Annotated in this window: 15 protein-coding genes and 1 tRNA gene; 15 read left to right on the top strand and 1 reads right to left on the bottom strand. The window is 65.6% G+C overall.

Annotation, left to right across the window (positions count from 1 at the left end):
• Positions 1 to 425: 425 nt before the first annotated feature.
• The 15 genes from D580_RS0114400 (at position 426) to D580_RS0114330 (ending at position 12,211) form a co-directional block, all read left to right on the top strand.
• Positions 426 to 1,175 carry a YebC/PmpR family DNA-binding transcriptional regulator gene (locus D580_RS0114400; RefSeq protein ID WP_018955063.1) on the top strand — a complete coding sequence of 250 codons (750 nt, stop codon included), beginning with the start codon at positions 426 to 428 and terminating at the stop codon, positions 1,173 to 1,175.
• A 111-nt stretch (positions 1,176 to 1,286) separates the two neighbouring features.
• Complete coding sequence (gene ruvC, locus D580_RS0114395; RefSeq protein WP_018955062.1) at positions 1,287 to 1,826, top strand: crossover junction endodeoxyribonuclease RuvC; 540 nt, start codon at positions 1,287 to 1,289, stop codon at positions 1,824 to 1,826.
• Positions 1,823 to 2,428: a Holliday junction branch migration protein RuvA gene (gene ruvA / locus D580_RS0114390; protein ID WP_018955061.1), complete on the top strand. Its 606-nt coding sequence runs from the start codon at positions 1,823 to 1,825 to the stop codon at positions 2,426 to 2,428. Before ruvC ends, ruvA begins: the two co-directional genes overlap by 4 nt.
• A 131-nt stretch (positions 2,429 to 2,559) precedes the next feature.
• Positions 2,560 to 3,621 (top strand): Holliday junction branch migration DNA helicase RuvB, encoded by a 1,062-nt coding sequence (gene ruvB / locus D580_RS0114385; RefSeq protein WP_018955060.1) that lies wholly within the window; start codon positions 2,560 to 2,562, stop codon positions 3,619 to 3,621.
• A 36-nt stretch (positions 3,622 to 3,657) separates the two neighbouring features.
• Positions 3,658 to 4,107 (top strand): tol-pal system-associated acyl-CoA thioesterase, encoded by a 450-nt coding sequence (gene ybgC, locus D580_RS0114380; protein ID WP_018955059.1) that lies wholly within the window; start codon positions 3,658 to 3,660, stop codon positions 4,105 to 4,107.
• The gene (gene tolQ, locus D580_RS0114375; protein WP_018955058.1) at positions 4,097 to 4,783 is read left to right on the top strand and encodes a protein TolQ; all 687 of its coding nucleotides are present in this window, start codon (positions 4,097 to 4,099) and stop codon (positions 4,781 to 4,783) included. Before ybgC ends, tolQ begins: the two co-directional genes overlap by 11 nt.
• A gap of 37 nt (positions 4,784 to 4,820) precedes the next feature.
• Positions 4,821 to 5,267 (top strand): protein TolR, encoded by a 447-nt coding sequence (gene tolR / locus D580_RS0114370; RefSeq protein ID WP_018955057.1) that lies wholly within the window; start codon positions 4,821 to 4,823, stop codon positions 5,265 to 5,267.
• Positions 5,268 to 5,286: 19 nt separating this feature from the next.
• The gene (tolA, locus tag D580_RS0114365; protein WP_018955056.1) at positions 5,287 to 6,213 is read left to right on the top strand and encodes a cell envelope integrity protein TolA; all 927 of its coding nucleotides are present in this window, start codon (positions 5,287 to 5,289) and stop codon (positions 6,211 to 6,213) included.
• An 18-nt stretch (positions 6,214 to 6,231) separates the two neighbouring features.
• Entirely contained in the window at positions 6,232 to 7,539 is a 1,308-nt protein-coding gene (tolB, locus tag D580_RS0114360; protein ID WP_018955055.1) for a Tol-Pal system beta propeller repeat protein TolB, read from the top strand.
• A gap of 70 nt (positions 7,540 to 7,609) precedes the next feature.
• Complete coding sequence (gene pal / locus D580_RS0114355; protein WP_018955054.1) at positions 7,610 to 8,155, top strand: peptidoglycan-associated lipoprotein Pal; 546 nt, start codon at positions 7,610 to 7,612, stop codon at positions 8,153 to 8,155.
• Positions 8,152 to 8,949 carry a tol-pal system protein YbgF gene (ybgF, locus tag D580_RS0114350; protein ID WP_018955053.1) on the top strand — a complete coding sequence of 266 codons (798 nt, stop codon included), beginning with the start codon at positions 8,152 to 8,154 and terminating at the stop codon, positions 8,947 to 8,949. Before pal ends, ybgF begins: the two co-directional genes overlap by 4 nt.
• A gap of 70 nt (positions 8,950 to 9,019) precedes the next feature.
• Entirely contained in the window at positions 9,020 to 9,703 is a 684-nt protein-coding gene (gene queE, locus D580_RS0114345; protein WP_018955052.1) for a 7-carboxy-7-deazaguanine synthase QueE, read from the top strand.
• Between the two features lie 109 nt (positions 9,704 to 9,812).
• Positions 9,813 to 10,502, top strand: a complete 690-nt coding sequence (gene queC, locus D580_RS0114340; protein WP_018955051.1) for a 7-cyano-7-deazaguanine synthase QueC — start codon at positions 9,813 to 9,815, stop codon at positions 10,500 to 10,502.
• Positions 10,503 to 10,727: 225 nt separating this feature from the next.
• Positions 10,728 to 11,993 (top strand): YeeE/YedE family protein, encoded by a 1,266-nt coding sequence (locus D580_RS0114335; RefSeq protein ID WP_018955050.1) that lies wholly within the window; start codon positions 10,728 to 10,730, stop codon positions 11,991 to 11,993.
• A 142-nt stretch (positions 11,994 to 12,135) separates the two neighbouring features.
• A tRNA-Lys gene (locus D580_RS0114330) sits at positions 12,136 to 12,211 on the top strand.
• Positions 12,212 to 12,580: 369 nt separating this feature from the next.
• Here the strand turns inward: D580_RS0114330 and soxB are convergent.
• Positions 12,581 to 14,371 (bottom strand): thiosulfohydrolase SoxB, encoded by a 1,791-nt coding sequence (soxB, locus tag D580_RS0114325; protein WP_018955049.1) that lies wholly within the window; start codon positions 14,369 to 14,371, stop codon positions 12,581 to 12,583.
• Positions 14,372 to 14,710: the final 339 nt, after the last annotated feature.

The following is a 14,710-nucleotide window of genomic DNA, read 5'->3' as shown; positions in this document are numbered from 1 at the left end:
GCTTCAGTGTCCGGGGGCTTGAAGCGGTCACGGGTGAATGGAATCTGGTGTGTCTGGCGCTCAACCTGCGACGGATGCAGCGCTTGGGATGGCGCCCGGCATAACCGACACCCCGCCAGTGCGGGGCCGGCGGCCCACTGTGACGCCGGGTGACCCTGCATGCCGGTCACTGTGGCTGGATAACAGTCCCGGCGCCACCCGGCCCCCGCAGATCAGCATCGATTTATGCTCGACCGAAAACTTCTACCGCCCAGGCTCCTAGGTTAAACTAGTCGAATGATTTCAGGGCCCCCGTGATGCGCTGTGCGCACGGAGGGTTCGGCCCGGGGTCGGGCCTCCTACGCGATCAGTGATCAAGGTAGGAGCGGCGACCCCGCCGCGAATCTCCCCCAATCCAATCGAACCACTCTGCGAGACAGACCCCCATGGCCGGACACAGTAAATGGGCGAACATCCAGCACCGCAAGAACGCCCAGGATGCCAAGCGCGGCAAGCTTTTCACCAAGCTCATCAAGGAGATCACCGTGGCGGCCCGCATGGGCGGCTCGGACCTGAACTCCAACCCCCGCCTGCGCCTGGCGGTGGACAAGGCCCTGGACGCCAACATGACCAAGGACACGGTGGAGCGCGCCATCAAGCGCGGCGCCGGTGAACTGGAAGGGGTCAACTACGAGGAGATCCGCTACGAGGGCTATGGCCCCGGTGGCGTGGCCATTATGGTCGACACCATGACCGACAACCGCAACCGCACCGTGGCCGAGGTGCGCCACGCCTTCACCAAGTGCGGCGGCAACCTGGGCACCGACGGCTCCGTGGCCTACCTGTTCGAGAAACAGGGGGTGCTGAGCTACCCGGCCGGCAGCGACGAGGACCGCATCATGGAGGTGGCCCTGGAGGCGGGCGCCGAGGATGTGGCGGTGGCCGACGACGGCTCCATCGAGGTGATCACCAATCCCGACGACTACGAGGCCGTGCGCGCCGCCATGACCGAGGCCGGTCTCAAGCCCGAGCACAACGAGGTCACCATGCGCGCCGGCACCGCCGCCCCCGTGGACGTGGAAAGCGCCCCCTCCCTACTCAAGCTCCTGGACATGCTGGACGACCTGGACGACGTGCAGAATGTGTATACGAACGCCGACTTCCCGGACGAGGTCATGCAGGCGATGGAAGCTTGAGGGGTCCAAACGAGTGATGGTGGAACAGTGGCAAGTCTCAAGTAGCAAGTGGCAAGGAACAGCAGTCATTTCCTTGCCACTTGCTACTTGCCACTAGCCACTGCGCATGCAATGCGCATCCTAGGCATCGACCCCGGCTCCCTGATCACCGGCTTCGGCATCGTCGACAGTGACGGGCGCAGGAGCGTCCACGTGCACAGCGGCTGCATCCGGGTGAAGGGGGAGGATCTGGTGGTGCGCCTGGCGCGCATCTTCGACGAGATCAGCCTTCTGGTGGAGACCCACCGGCCCGAGGTCCTGGCCATCGAACAGGTGTTCGTCTCCCGCAATCCGTCTTCCGCCCTGAAACTGGGGCAGGCCCGGGGCGCGGCCATCTGCGCCGGAGTGCGCGCCGGTCTGCCGGTCTCCGAATACAGCCCGACGTCCATCAAACAGGCGGTGGTGGGTACCGGCGCCGCCAGCAAGGAGCAGGTCCAGCACATGATCACCATGATCCTCTCCCTCAAGGACGCACCGGCCGCCGACCAGGCCGATGCCCTGGCCGTGGCCCTGTGCCACGCCCATACCCAGGCCACCGTGAGCCAGATCCCCGAGGCCCTGCAGGGCCTCTCGTTCCGCACCCGGGGCAGCCGGCGCAGGACCAGGCGATGATCGGGCGCCTGCGCGGTGAACTGGTGAGCAAGCAGCCCCCCTTCCTGCTCCTGGACGTGCAGGGAGTGGGCTACGAGATCGAGGCGCCGCTTTCCACCTTCTACGACCTGCCGGAGCCGGGCGGGCAGGTGACCCTGCACACCCACCTGCACGTGCGCGAGGACGCCCACGTGCTCTACGGCTTCGCCAGCGAGTCGGAGCGCGCCCTGTTTCGCAGCCTGATCAAGGTGAGCGGCGTGGGCGCCAAGATGGCACTGGCCATCCTCTCGGGCATGACCGCCAGCGAGTTCTCCCGTTGTGTCCTGGATGGGGACGTGGCCTCCCTGGTGCGCCTGCCGGGCATCGGCCGCAAGACCGCCGAGCGGCTGGTGGTGGAGATGCGTGACCGTCTGGGCAGTCTGCCTGCCGCCGCCCCGCTGATAGGTGGCAAGCCGGTCGCCGCAGCCGTCAGTGCCCCGGACCCGGTCAGTGACGCCGTCTCCGCCCTGGTGTCCCTGGGCTACAAGCCCCAGGAGGCCAGCCGCCTGGTCAGCGCCGTGGAAGGGGAGGCGGAGCGTTCCGAGGACCTGATCCTGCTGGCCTTGAAGGCAACGCTTAAGTAGAGCGTAGAGACAAGATACAAGAGACAAGAAAAGGCGGGATGGACAAATATTTCTATCTGACAGCCTCTTGTCGTTCTTTTTTCATGTTTTTTCTTGTATCTTGTCTCTTGTATCTTTTCTCTTGAGCAGTCATGCCCGAACGCTTGATTACCCCCGAAGGCTCCAGGGAAGACGAAGTCGCTGACACCTCCATTCGCCCCCAGCGGCTGGCGGACTACGTGGGCCAGCCGGCGGTGCGCGAGCAGATGGAGATCTTCATCGGCGCGGCCCGGGCCCGGGGTGAGGCCCTGGACCACGTGCTCATCTTCGGACCGCCGGGCCTGGGCAAGACCACCCTCTCCCACATCATCGCCCAGGAGCTGGGTGTGAACCTGCGTCACAGCTCTGGCCCGGTGCTGGAACGACCCGGCGACCTGGCGGCGCTGCTCACCAACCTGGAACCCCGGGACGTGCTGTTCGTGGACGAGATCCACCGTCTCTCGCCAGTGGTGGAGGAGGTGCTGTATCCGGCCATGGAGGACTTCCAGCTGGACATCGTCATCGGCGAAGGGCCGGCTGCGCGCTCCATCAAGCTGGACCTGCCGCCCTTCACCCTGGTGGGCGCCACCACCCGCGCGGGGTTGCTGACCTCGCCGCTGCGCGACCGCTTCGGCATCGTGCAACGTCTGGAGTTCTACAACGTTCAGGACCTGACCCGCATCGTGCAGCGTGCCGCCGGCATCCTGGGGGTGAGCATCGAGCCCGCCGGGGCCGCCGAGATCGCGCGCCGCTCCCGGGGCACGCCGCGCATCGCCAACCGCCTGCTGCGCCGGGTGCGCGACTACGCCCAGATCAAGGCCGACGGGGTGATCACCGACCAGGTGGCGGACCGAGCCCTGGACCTGCTGGACGTGGACGTGCAGGGCTTCGATGCCCAGGACCGGCGCCTGCTGCTGGCGGTGATCGAGAAGTTCGACGGCGGCCCGGTAGGTGTGGACAGTCTGGCGGCGGCCATCGGCGAGGAACGGGGTACCATCGAGGATGTGGTTGAGCCCTATCTCATCCAGCAGGGTTTCCTCATGCGCACGCCCCGCGGGCGCATGGCCACCAGCAACGCCTACCGCTATTTCGGACTGCCCGCGCCCAGGATGACCGGCGTGCCCGGAGACCTGTTCGGCGCGCAGGAGGAGGGCGGCGGTGACGGCAAACTGTGAACCACGCCTGTGACTTCCGGTGACGCATCCCGCAACATGAGCCGCGCGCCCGGCAGCTTCGTCTGGCCCGTGCGTGTCTACTACGAGGACACCGATGCCGGCGGCGTGGTGTTCTATGCCAATTACCTACGCTTCATGGAGCGTGCCCGAACCGAGTGGCTGCGCAGCCTCGGTTTCGACCAGGCGCGGCTCATGGAACAGCAGGGTGTGCTGTTCGCCGTGCGCTCGGTGCAGGTGGACTACCTGCGCCCGGCCCGGCTGGACGATCGACTCGAAGTCACCGCGACCATCAATCAGCGGGGACGCGCGAGCCTGGTGTTCGCACAGACGGTGGAGCGCCAGCGGGAATCGGACGCGCCGGAACTGTTATGCCGCGGCGAGGTCAAGATTGCCTGTTTGGATGCAGGCAGTTTCAGACCCGTGAGCGTTCCTGAAAACATTCTCAAAGCCCTGTCGGACCCGGAGGTCGAGACACGTGAGCGTTGATCTTTCCCTGTACCGCCTGATCCTGGAAGCCAGCTTCATCGTGCAGCTGGTGATGCTCATCCTGGTGGTCATGTCCGTGCTGTCCTGGACGGTGATGATCATCAAGTGGCGCGTGCTGCGCGATACCCGCGCCGCCACCGATGAGTTCGAGGAGCGCTTCTGGTCCGGCGTGGATCTGGCCCATCTCTACGAGGGCATCCGGCGCAAGAGCGAGGTCGCCGGGCTCGAGCACGTGTTCATGGCCGGCTTCAAGGAATTCCTGCGCGGCCGCAAGCACCGCAGTGAACGGGGCGTGACGCTCGGCGAATCGGCCCAGCGTTCCATGCGCGTGGCGGTATCACGGGAGGTGGACACCCTCGAGACCTACCTGTCCTTTCTAGCCACGGTCGGTTCCACCAGCCCCTACATCGGCCTGTTCGGTACCGTGTGGGGCATCATGCATGCCTTCATCGGTCTGTCCGGCGCCCAGCAGGCGACGCTCGCCATGGTGGCGCCCGGCATTGCCGAGGCACTCATCGCCACCGCGCTTGGCCTGTTCGCCGCCATCCCGGCGGTGATCGCCTACAACCGTTTCTCCGACGACGTGGACCGCATCGTCACCCGCTACGACAACTTCACCGAGGAGTTCACCTCCCTGTTGCAGCGCCAGGCCCCGGCCACGGAGGAATCCGCCTGATGCGGGCGCGCTTGTCACTTCGTCAGAGGGTGGGCCCATGGCGGTAGCCAAGGATCGCGGCGGCCGTCGCCGCCCCATGTCCCAGATCAACGTGGTGCCCTTCATCGACGTGATGCTGGTGCTGCTGATCATCTTCATGGTCACCGCGCCGCTGCTGCAGCAGGGCGTGGAGGTGGACCTGCCCCAGGCCCAGGCCGAGACCATGGAACCGGATCCGGAGCGCGGCGAACCGGTGGTGGTCACGGTCTCCCGGGAAGGGCAGATGAGCCTCAACCAGGGTCCCCAGGTGAACGTGCCCCTGGAGCCCCGGGATCTGGGCGAGATCGTCGCCGGCCTGCTGGCCCAGCGTCCCAACGCCCAGGTCTACGTGCGCGGCGACCGCAACGTGGACTATGGCCGGGTGGTGGATGCCATGGTCACGGTGCAGGCCGCCGGCGTCTCCCGGGTGGGGCTGATCACCGATCCGGCCGAGACGGATCGGTGAGGCCCAATGGTTAGGTTCCATGTGGCAGACGCTTAGGGAGCATCCGCGCATCCTGGGAACCGTGGCCGGCATCCACCTGCTGTTGCTGGCCGTGATGCTGCTCGGTTTCGAGTTCACGCCCCGCAGCCAGGCCTCGGTGATGGAGATCTCCGTGGCGGATGCCGAACCGATACAGGTGATCGAGGCGGTGGCCGTGGATGCGCGCAGCTTCGATCGCATCGAGGAGCAGAAGCGCGAGGCCGAACGTCAGCGCGTCGAGGCGGAACGCCAGCGGCGACTGGAAGAGGAACGCCGCCGCGCCGAGGCGGAGCGCCAGCGCCAGGAGGAGGCCCGCAGACAGGAGCAGGCCCGCCAGGAAGCGGAGCGTCGCCGTCAGGCGGAGGCCGAGGCCGAACGTCGCCGTCAGGAAGAGGCACGGCGCCAGGCCGAGGCCGAACGTCAGCGCCAGGAGGAACAGCGACGCCAGGAAGAGGCGCGTCGTCAGGCCGAGGAAGAAGCGCGCCGCCAGGCGGAGGCGGAACGCCAGCGGCGCCTGGAAGAGGAACGCCGCGCCGAGGAGGCGCGCCGTCAGGCGGCCCTGGCGGCCGAGGAACGCCGTCTGCAGGAGGCCGCCGCGCAGCGTGCCCGGGAGGAGGAGGCGCGCCGCCAGGCGGCCCGACAGGCGCAGCTGGATAGTCAGCGCCAGCAGTACATGGCGGCCATCCGCAGCGCCGTGGAACGGGCCTGGCTGCGGCCGGCTGACCACCAGTCAGGGCAGCGGGCGGTGGTGTTCGTGCGCCAGGCGCCGGGCGGTTTCATCCAGGAGGTGCGCATCGAGAGTTGCACCGGCAACCCGGCTTTCTGCCGTTCCGTGGAGGCGGCAGTGCGCCGGGCGGAACCCCTGCCCAGTCCGCCGGACCCGGAACTGTTCGCCCGGGAGATCCGTTTCACCTTCGAACCCAGTTAACCGGACGGAATCCAGACCATGATCCCGATGCCCAAGATGATCCGAGCCCTGCTTCTCCTGTTCTGCCTGCTGCCCCTCGGCGCCCAGGCGGCCCTGGAGATCCGCATCACCCAGGGCGTGGAGGGCGCCATGCCCATCGCCATCGTGCCCTTCGGCTGGGAAGGCCCGGGCGCCCGCCCGCCGGAGGACATCGGCGCCATCATCCAGGCCAACCTGCACCGCAGCGGCCAGTTCTCGCCCATGGAGCAGGGCCGCATGCCCCAGCGGCCCACCCGGGGCCAGGACGTGAACTTCCAGGTCTGGCGCGGGGCCGGGGTGGATTACGTGGTGATCGGCCGCCTGGTGCCCGCCGGGGCGGATCGTTTCAACGTGCAGTTCCAGCTGTTCGACACGGTGCGCGGCCGGCAGGTGACCGGCTACAGCATCCCGGCATCGTCCAGCCAGCTGCGCCGCGCCGCCCACATGGCCAGCGACATCATCTACCAGCAGATCACCGGGGTGCGCGGCGCCTTCAACACCCGCGTGGCCTACGTGAGCGTCACCCGCGAGGGCGGTGAGCAGCGCTTCGCCCTGCAGGTGGCCGATGCCGACGGCCACAACCCGCGCACCATCTTCCGCTCCCGCCAGCCCATCCTGTCGCCGGTTTGGTCGCCGGACGGCCGGCGCCTGGCCTACGTGTCCTTCGAGAACCGCAACTCGGAGATCTATATCCAGGACATCGACGGCGCCCAGCGCGAGCGCATCGCCAGTTTCCAGGGCATCAACAGTGCCCCGGCCTGGTCGCCGGACGGCCGGCGCATGGCCCTGACCCTGTCCCGGGACGGCCAGCCCGATATCTACGTCATGAACCTGGCCGATCGCAGTCTGCAGCGAATCACCAACAGCCGCTCCATCGACACCGAGCCGGAGTGGACGCCCGACGGCCGCAACCTGCTCTTTACCTCGGACCGTGCCGGGAACCCGCAGATCTACGAACAGAGTCTCAGTGGCGGTCAGCCCCGGCGGTTAACGTTTGACGGCCGTTACAACGGCAACCCGACCCTCTCCCCCGACGGCCGCCTGGTGGCCATGGTCAACGGTGATGGCGGGCGCTTCCGCATCGGTGTGCTGGATCGCCAGACCCGGCAGTTCCGCCTGCTCACCGACGGCCGCCTGGACGAGGCGCCGAGTTTCGCACCCAACGGCAGCATGATCATCTACGCCACTGCAGGCCGGGGCGGCCAGGGCGAACTGGCCGCGGTCAGCGCCGACGGCCGCGTGCGCCAAAGCCTGGTGTTGCAGGAAGGCGAGGTGCGCGAGCCGGCCTGGTCACCGTTTCTCGATTGACGTGCCTACGAACTGATAGTCCACAAACCCTCATTCACACCCGAACCGATCTCAATTAAGGAGTCTTGCCATGATTGCCATGCTTCGCCTTGCCGTGATCCTGATGCTGGCCCTGGTCCTGGGCGCCTGTGCCCGCGCCACCAAACCCGGCGAGGAGCCGGCCCCGGGCATCGATCCCTCCATGCGTCCGGTGCCTGATTCGGGCATCGAGGCCCTGCCCCTGGACCGCGACGGAATGCTCGGCATGGATGCCCTGAGCGATCCCGCCAGCCCCCTGGCCAACCGCATCATCTACTTCGAATTCGACCGCAGTGACATCAAGCCGGAGTTCGAGGAAGTGATCATCGCCCACGGCCGCTTCCTGGCCGAGAACCCCAACGCCCGGGTGCGTGCCGAGGGTCATACCGATGAACGCGGTACCCGCGAATACAATCTGGGCCTGGGCGAGCGCCGTGCCCAGGCGGTACAGCGCATGCTTATGCTGCAGGGCGCCCGCGCCGATCAGATCCAGGTGGTGAGCTACGGCGAGGAGATGCCCGTGGCCTTTGGTCGGGACGAGGAGTCCTGGGCCCAGAACCGTCGCGTTGAACTGGTCTATGACCGGGAGGGCATGTGAGCCGGGCACGCATCGCCGCGGGCCTGTGCCTGGGCGCCAGCCTGCTGGTGCCCGGGCTGACGTCCGCACAGCAGCAGGGCGCCATGCCTGACCCGCGCGTGCTCGATGCCCGTATCGAGCGCCTGGAACGCCTCATGGACAACCAGACGCTCATGGACATGATGCGTCGACTCGAGGCCCTGGAGCAGGACGTGCGCGCCCTGCGCGGCGACACCGAGGCCAATGCCCACGAGATCGACACGCTGCGCGCCCGCCAGCGTGAGCTTTACCTGGACGTGGACCGCAGGCTACAGACACTCGAGGAGGGCGGCGTACCGTCCGCCTCCGCCGCGCCCTCGGCCGCCGTGCCGGGCCCCGAGACCCCCGCTCAGCCGGTGGCCCCGGCTGCGGCCACCGTCAGCAGCGCTGCCGATGAACAGCAGGCCTACCGGGCGGCCTTCGATCTGCTCAGGGAGGGTCGCTACGAGCAGTCGGTCAGCGCGTTCCGCCGTTTCCTCGAGGCCTATCCCCAGAGTGCTCTTGCCGCCAATGCCCAGTACTGGCTGGGCGAGGCCAAGTACGTGAGCCGGGATTTCCCCTCGGCGCTCACCGAGTTCGAGAAGGTGCTCAAGCAGTATCCCGACAGCAACAAGGTGGCCGACGCCCAGCTCAAGCTGGGCTTCACCCACTACGAGCTGGGCCAGTGGGACAAGGCCCGGGAGACCCTGGAGCAGGTGCGGCGCGACCATGCCGGCAGTGCCGTGGCGCGGTTGGCGGAACAGCGCCTGCAGCGCATGCGTGACGAAGGAAGGTGAATCGATCCGCAGATCGGGCTCAAGCCCGATCTGCGGTAGAATTTATGTTTTCATCGTCCACTCGAACTCCATGTCCAGCCTCGATTCCAGTCCCGCGCCGGCGATACCCCAGTCCGAGCGTCTGCGCATCACCGAGATCTTCCTCTCCCTGCAGGGGGAGTCCCGCAGCGTGGGTTGGCCCACGGTGTTCGTGCGCCTGACCGGCTGCCCGCTGCGCTGCGGCTACTGCGACACCGAATACGCCTTCACCGGCGGTGAGTGGATGAGTCTGGAGGCAGTGCTGGCGCAGGTGGCGTCCCACGGCGTGCATCACGTGACCGTCACCGGTGGTGAGCCTCTGGCCCAGCGCGCCTGCCTGGGACTGCTGACCCGGCTGTGTGATGCCGGCTACGAGGTGTCCCTGGAGACCAGCGGCGCCCTGGATGTGGCCGCGGTGGACCCCCGGGTGGTGAAGGTCATGGACCTCAAGACCCCGGCGTCCGGTGAGGCGGGGCGCAACCGCTACGAGAACCTGGGCTATCTTTCCCTCAACGACCAGGTCAAGTTCGTGATCTGCGACTGGGCCGACTACGAGTGGGCCAAGCAGACCGTGGCGACCCATGACCTGACCGCCCGCTGCGAGGTGCTGTTCTCCCCCAGCTACGGCCAGCTGGCGCCGAGAGATCTGGCCGACTGGATCGTCGCCGACCGGCTGCCGGTGCGTTTCCAGCTGCAGTTGCACAAGATCCTGTGGGGGGAAGAGCAGGGAAGGTAGGAAGTGTGAATTGGGAAGTGCGAATTGAAAGTCCTTTACTTCGCACTTCCCAATTCACACTTCGTACTTCCTACCCCGTTTCCCAATTCAGCCATTGCACTTCAACGCCATGTCTTCAGCCGAAAGAAACGCCGTCGTCCTCCTTTCCGGCGGCATGGATTCCGCCACGGTGCTCGCCATTGCCCGGGAGCAGGGCTATGTCTGCCATGCTTTGAGTTTTCGCTACGGGCAGCGTCACCGGGCGGAATTGGACGCCGCGGCCCGGGTCGCCAAATCCCAGGGTGCGGCGCGACACCAGGTGGTGGACCTGGATCTGTCTCTATTCGGCGGTTCTGCACTGACCGACAGCCGCATCGACCTGCCCGAGTCACCCAGTGAAGGCATCCCCGTCACCTACGTGCCTGCCCGCAACACGGTGTTCCTGTCCGTGGCGCTCGCCTGGGCGGAGGTGCTGCCGGCCAGGGACATCTTCATCGGTGTCAACGCGGTGGACTATTCCGGCTACCCGGACTGCCGACCGGCCTTCATCGAGGCCTTCGAACACTTGGCTAACCTGGCGACCAGGGCCGGGGTGGAAGGCCGGCATCTGACCATCCATGCGCCGCTGCAGTACCTGAGCAAGGCCGATATCATCCGGCGCGGTACCGAACTGGGGGTGGATTTCGCCGAGACGGTGACCTGCTACGGCGCAGATGACGAGGGACGGGCCTGCGGGGTCTGCGACGCCTGCCGGCTGCGGGCCCAGGGCTTCATCGACGCGGGCCTGAGTGATGTGACCCGGTACCAGCCCAAGGGGTAGGGGCAGGTAAGGTTTGCCTCTCTATCAGGCAGAAGCAACTATTCACTTGCCACTTGCCACTTGCCACTACTCATGACACCTGACCGGACTCCGGTTATACTTTCGCGCCGGTATGCTCTGGAATCCCTTCCGATCCACAATAAATACAAGGTTTTGCGATTCCGGGCGTGATGGGTACAGGGGCCTCAAGGCCCCAGATCATGCGCGAGTCGCTGGAGGATAATCATGGTTTTCGAAAGTTTCTCGACCGCGGCCGCGGTCGTGCTCGGTGTCACCTTCGTCCTGGCCTTCATCATGGGCGCGGTGGCCAACAAGACCAACTTCTGCACCATGGGCGCGGTGTCCGACTGGGTCAACATGGGCGACCTGGGCCGCATGCGCTCCTGGATCCTGGCCATCGCGGTGGCCATGCTGGGCGTGGTGGTGCTCGAGTCCATGGGCCTGGTCAACGCCGACGGTGCCTTCCCTCCCTACCGTTCTGGCCAGTTCGCCTGGGTCGAGCACCTGCTGGGCGGCCTGATGTTCGGTATCGGCATGACCTACGCCAGCGGCTGCGGCAACAAGACCCTGGTGCGCGTGGGTGGCGGCAACATCAAGTCCATCATGGTGCTGCTGATCATCGCCGTGATCGCCTACTTCATGGTCAACCCCATCCCGGGCAGCTCCAACACCCTGTATTCCCTGCTGTTCTACAGCTGGACCAACCCGCTCGCCGTCAACCTGGGCAGCGGTCAGGACCTGGGTTCCCTGGTGGCCAGCGGTGAGGGCGCCGTGACCGCCCGCCTGATCATCGGTGGCATCCTGGGCCTGGCCCTGCTGTTCTGGGTGTTCAAGTCCGCGGATTTCCGCAGCACTCGTGACAACATCATCGGTGGCCTGGTGATCGGTGCCGTGGTGGTGGGTGCCTGGTTCATCACCAGCTCCGTCCAGGTGGGCGACGAGATGGAACAGTACGAGCTGCGCACCTACGTGCAGGAGTGGGACTTCCTGGCCGATGATCCCGAGGGTCGTCCCGCCGAGGCCATGCCCTGGTCCAGCCAGTCCTTCACCTTCATCAACCCCATGGGTCAGTCCCTGCGCTACGTGGCCTCCGGTTTCGACAACGCCGTGCTCTACTTCGGCGTGATCGCCCTGTTCGGTGTGATCGTGGGTTCCCTGTTCTGGGCCCTGGTGAGCAAGAGCTTCCGCATCGAGTGGTTCGCCTCCTTCCGGGACTTCGTGAACCACTTCATCGGCGCCATCCTGATGGGCTTCGGTGGCGTGCTGGCCATGGGCTGCACCATAGGCCAGGGCATCACCGGCATCTCCACCCTGGCCCTGGGCGGTTTCCTGACTTTCATCGCCATCGTGCTGGGCGCTGCGCTGACCATGAAGGTGCAGTACTACAAGATGGTCTACGAAGACGAGGCCACCTTCCTCAAGGCCCTGATCACCGGCCTGGTGGACCTCAAGCTGCTGCCCTCGAGCATGCGCAAGCTGGAAGCCATCTGATCCCGTGGGGACCGCCTCCGGGCGGTCCTCGTCGGTCTCTTGCACAAGCCCGCGTTCACGCGGGCTTGTCATTTGGGGCGAGCATAGTAAGATAACCGCCTTTCGGAGACGGCCCCGCCCGTTTCCGGTCTTCAAGTGATATGGGTCGTTAGCTCAGTTGGTAGAGCAGGAGACTTTTAATCTCTTGGTCGTAGGTTCGAATCCTACACGACCCACCATCTTTTACCGGTGCCTCCCGATGTTGGGACATTTCCGGGACACTCGGTTGTTATTGCCCTCTACCCCCTTCCATCTATCAGGTCAGTTCCCTGGCGCTGGCTGTGTGCCGTGGTGCGTTATCAGCGTCAGAGTGTGCGCCGGATGCTTGGAATGGCGGACTGACTCAAAGCCAGTCAAGAGCAGATGTTCTCGCAGAGACGCGGAGGCGCGGAGAAAAGCTTTCTGATGTATTCCCTGCGCCTCCGCGTCTCTGCGAGAGAGTCCTGATTTTGGTTTTCAGTTCTCTCGTGTCTGGACATGAACCCACAAAAAAAGCCCCGCCGGCGAACCGGCGGGGCTTTGTTGATCCCCTTGCGGGGAAGGCCTGATTACTTTTCCAGGCCCAGGTTGCCGTCCATGCCGCGGATCACGGGGGTGTTGAGATCACTCACACGGATGGTTTTGTGGTCACGCATGTAGTCGGCGACCACATCCCAGATCTTGCGGCCGGTGTCGCCCGGGGGTTCCTCGGAGACGCTGGCCCAGCCGGCCACCACGTAGGACTTGCTGGGATCGATGGGCTTGCCGTTGAGTTCCATGTCGGTGATGCGCTCGCCGATGCGCTTGGTGGGGTCGATGGCGTACTTCAGGCCGCCCACGCGCACCATGTCGCCGCCCTGCTGCAGGAAGGGGTCTTCGTTGAACAGGTTGTCGGCCACGTCCTCAAGGATGGTCTTGAGCATCTCGCCCGTCATGGCGTTGCGAGTCACGGCAGGGTAGGTCAGGCCGGTCTGGTCCATGACGTGCTCGAAGGTGATCTTCTGGCCCGGCAGCACGGTGGTACCCCAGCGGAAACCCGGGGAGAAGGCGATCTCGGCGTCCACCTGCTCGATCAGCGCATCGCAGATCACCTGGTCGAAGGTGCCGTTGAAGTTGCCGCGGCGGTACAGCAGGTCTTCGGCCTCGGCCAGTTCCTCGGACAGCTTCTCCTGCATGTTGAAGGTCTCGCCGTCGTAGGTGACCGTCTGGTTGCGCATGTTGCTGATGTAGTCGGCCACTTCGCGGTCCGGCTCGATCAGGTTGGCGAACACGGGCAGCAGCTTGTACTTGTAGCCCTGGATCTTGCCGCCGCGCACGTCCAGATCCAGCACGCTCAGGAACTTGGTGTTGGAGCCGGCGTTGGTGACCAGGCAGGTGTGGCCATTGGGGCTCTTGACCTCCAGCGGCCTGGGCACGGCGTCGTGGGTGTGGCCGCCCATGATGGCGTCGATGCCGTCCACCAGGCTGGCCATCTTGATGTCCACGTCCATGCCGTTGTGGGACAGCACCACCACCACCTCGGCGCCCTCGGCGCGGGCTTCGTTGACCACTTCCTGCATCTGGTTGTGGCGGATGCCGAAGGACCAGCCTTCCACCATGTGACGGGGGTTGGCGATGGGGGTGTAGGGGAAGGACTGGCCGATCACGGCCACGTTCACGCCATTCTGGTTTTTGATCACGTAGGGCTTGAAGATGCGCTCGCCCCAGTCCGCGTCGACCACGTTCTGGGCCACGAAGTCGATGTGGCCGGCGAAGTCGTTCTCCACGACCTCTTTCACACGGTCCGCGCCGAAGGTGTACTCCCAGTGACCGGTCATGATGTCCACGCCGATCATCTTCTGGATGTCCACCATGTCCTGGGCGTTGGTCCACAGACCGGTGCCGGAACCGCCGCCCCAGGTGTCGCCGCCGTCAAGCAGCAGGGCACCGGGGCGCTGGGCGCGCACGTTCTTCAGCAGGGTGGCGAAATGGGCGAAGCCGCCTACCTTGCCGTATTTCTCGGCAAGTTCCACGAAGTCCAGGAAGGTGTAGGCGTGAGACCACAGGCTGGGGTGATCGATGTTGTAGTACTCGAGGAAGCGCTTGCCCACGATATGCGGAGGACGGCCGCTCATCTCGCCCACGCCCAGGTTGATGTTGGGTTCGCGGAAGTAGATGGGCAGCAGCTGACCGTGGCAGTCGGTGTAGTGCAGGATGCTGACATTGCCGAAGGGGGCCAGCTCGTAGGGGTTGCTGGGCCCCGTCGCCGTGCGCACGCCATTGGCGGCCTGCTCTGAGCCGTTGCCGCAGCCGGTGAGGCTGAAGCCGGCGGCACTGGCAGCGGCCAGCACCTGCAGGAATTCTCGGCGGGAAAGATTCATGGATTGTCCTCCAGGCTTGCGTTTGATCGGGCGAATGAATTGTGTTGTGAAATCTGTTTTTTCTGGCGGAGCGTGAGTATACCGGGGAAAACGGCCTCTTCGCTCATCCGTGTAAGGACGTTCGAAGCCCGCGGGCTATTCCATCGGGTGCGCCTGCGGTTTAACCCGCATATCACACCACCCTTCTACTGCGGCCGCCGATCTGCTCGCTGTGACGGGGCGTGCTCACTCCAGCCGGCTTGACGTAGTGTCGGCTACGCCGGCGCCGTCTTCCGCTCCGCGCGCCCCGTCACAGCGGCATCTCGACGCCCTCGCTACGAACGGTGGTGAGATATGCGG

Origin of the sequence: Thioalkalivibrio sulfidiphilus, assembly GCF_000377945.1 — a bacterium.
In the GTDB taxonomy this organism is placed as follows: domain Bacteria; phylum Pseudomonadota; class Gammaproteobacteria; order Ectothiorhodospirales; family Ectothiorhodospiraceae; genus Thioalkalivibrio_A; species Thioalkalivibrio_A sulfidiphilus_A.
This window is presented reverse-complemented; position numbering and strand designations above follow the sequence as displayed.